The 2,909-nt window shown below is 50.4% G+C and carries 1 rRNA gene; it reads right to left on the bottom strand.

Annotated features, from left to right (window positions below):
• Position 1: 1 nt before the first annotated feature.
• Positions 2 to 2,906 (bottom strand): 23S ribosomal RNA (locus J2Z44_RS21235).
• Positions 2,907 to 2,909 lie beyond the last annotated feature (3 nt).

The following is a 2,909-nucleotide window of genomic DNA, read 5'->3' as shown; positions in this document are numbered from 1 at the left end:
TTAGGTCAAGCCCTCGACTTATTAGTATTAGTCAGCTAAACATGTTACCATGCTTACACCCCTAACCTATCAACCTGATGTTCTTTCAGGAGTCTTACTGGCTTACGCCATGGGAAATCTCATCTTAGGGTATGCTTCACGCTTAGATGCTTTCAGCGTTTATCATTTCCCAACATAGCTACCCAGCTATGCCACTGGCGTGACAACTGGTGCACCAGAGGTTGGTCCATCCCGGTCCTCTCGTACTAAGGACAGCTCCCTTCAAATTTCCTACGCCCGCGACGGATAGGGACCGAACTGTCTCACGACGTTCTGAACCCAGCTCGCGTGCCGCTTTAATGGGCGAACAGCCCAACCCTTGGGACCTACTTCAGCCCCAGGATGCGACGAGCCGACATCGAGGTGCCAAACCTCCCCGTCGATGTGGACTCTTGGGGGAGATCAGCCTGTTATCCCCGAGGTAGCTTTTATCCGTTGAGCGATGGCCCTCCCACGAGGAACCACCGGATCACTAAGCCCGACTTTCGTCCCTGCTCCACTTGTCTGTGTCGCAGTCAGGCTCCCTTCTGCCTTTGCACTCTTCGCGCGATTTCCAACCGCACTGAGGGAACCTTTGGGCGCCTCCGTTACTTTTTTGGAGGCGACCGCCCCAGTCAAACTGCCCACCTAACAATGTCCTGTGACCAGATTCATGGCCTCCAGTTAGAATCCCAGTACTGTCAGGGTGGTATCCCAAGGACGACTCCACTGAACCTGACGGCCCAGTTTCTCAGTCTCCCACCTATCCTGTACAGACAATACCGAAATTCAATGCTAAGCTACAGTAAAGCTCTACGGGGTCTTTCCGTCCAATCGCGGGTAGCAAGCATCTTCACTTGCACTACAATTTCGCCGGATTTGCTGTTGAGACAGTGCCCAAATCATTACGCCATTCGTGCGGGTCGGAACTTACCCGACAAGGAATTTCGCTACCTTAGGACCGTTATAGTTACGGCCGCCGTTTACTGGGGCTTAAGTTCACACCTTCGCTTGCGCTAAGTGATCCCCTTAACCTTCCAGCACCGGGCAGGCGTCAGCCCCTATACATCAGCTTTCGCTTTAGCAGAGACCTGTGTTTTTGCTAAACAGTTGCTTGGGCCTATTCTCTGCGACCACCTTTCGGTGGCACCCCTTCTCCCGAAGTTACGGGGTCAATTTGCCGAGTTCCTTAACAGCAATTCTTCCGATGGTCTTAGGATTCTCTCCTCACCTACCTGTGTCGGTTTGCGGTACGGGTACCAACTTCCTCGATAGAGGCTTTTCTTGGCAGCGTGGAATCAGATACTTCGCTCATACGAGCTCCCCATCACGCCTCAGATTCGGCTGGCGGATTTGCCTGCCAGCTACTCCTAAACGCTTAGACACACATCCAACAGTGTGCACATCCTATCCTCCTGCGTCACCCCATTTCTGATAACGTCAGTTGGTAGTACTGGAATATCAACCAGTTGTCCATCACCTACGCCTTTCGGCCTCGGCTTAGGTCCCGACTAACCCTGAGAGGACGAGCCTTCCTCAGGAAACCTTAGGTTTTCGACCGCTAGGATTCTCACCTAGCTCTCGCTACTTATGCCAACATTCTCACTTCTGCATCGTCCACCACTCCTTACGGTATGACTTCAGCCAATGCAGAAAGCTCCTCTACCACGTACACATAGTGTACATCCATAGCTTCGGTGGTAAGTTTTAGCCCCGGACATCTTCGGCGCGGGATCTCTTGACTAGTGAGCTATTACGCACTCTTTAAATGAGTGGCTGCTTCTAAGCCAACATCCTAGTTGTCTTAGAAATCCCACATCCTTTACCACTTAACTTACACTTTGGGACCTTAGCTGATGGTCTGGGCTGTTTCCCTTTTGACTACGGATCTTATCATTCGCAGTCTGACTGCCGAAATAAAAGTATATGGCATTCGGAGTTTGATAAGGTTCGGTAAGCGATATGCCCCCTAGCCTATTCAGTGCTCTACCTCCATTACTCAGTTAATCGACGCTAGCCCTAAAGCTATTTCGAGGAGAACCAGCTATCTCCGAGTTCGATTGGAATTTCTCCGCTATCCACAGCTCATCCCATGGTTTTTCAACACCAACGTGGTTCGGACCTCCACGAGATTTTACTCTCGCTTCATCCTGGCCATGGATAGGTCACCCGGTTTCGGGTCTACGACATGCAACTTTGCGCCCTATTCAGACTCGGTTTCCCTTCGGCTCCGTACCTTAAGTACTTAACCTCGCTACATATCGTAACTCGTTGGCTCGTTCTACAAAAAGCACGTGGTCACACATATAAAGTGCTTCCACCGGTTGTAGGCACACGGTTTCAGGTTCTATTTCACTCCCCTCCCGGGGTTCTTTTCACCTTTCCCTCACGGTACTTCTTCACTATCGGTCACTAGGTAGTATTTAGCCTTGGGAGGTGGTCCTCCCTGCTTCCCACAAGGTTTCACGTGTCTCGTGGTACTCTGGATCAGATCTCTTGCCTATTTCCTTTCGTTTACAGGTCTATTACCTTCTACGGAGTAGCTTTCCAGCTATCTTCAACTAAGAAATCAGCAATTTTATGATCTGTCCTCAACCCCTAAGCCAAAGGCTTAGGTTTGGGCTCTTTCCCTTTCGCTCGCCGCTACTTAGGAAATCGATGTTTCTTTCTCTTCCTCCGGGTACTTAGATGTTTCAGTTCCCCGGGTTTACCTCTATATACCTATGTATTCAGTATATAGTCCATAGTGTTAACTATGGGGGTTGCCCCATTCGGAAATCTCTGGATCACTGGCTATTTGCGCCTACCCAAAGCTTATCGCAGCTTATCACGTCCTTCTTCGGCTCCTAGTGCCAAGGCATTCACCATGCGCCCTTTGTAGCTTGACCTAT

This window comes from Clostridium punense (assembly GCF_017874425.1).
In the GTDB taxonomy this organism is placed as follows: Bacteria; Bacillota; Clostridia; order Clostridiales; family Clostridiaceae; genus Clostridium_J; species Clostridium_J punense.
This window is presented reverse-complemented; position numbering and strand designations above follow the sequence as displayed.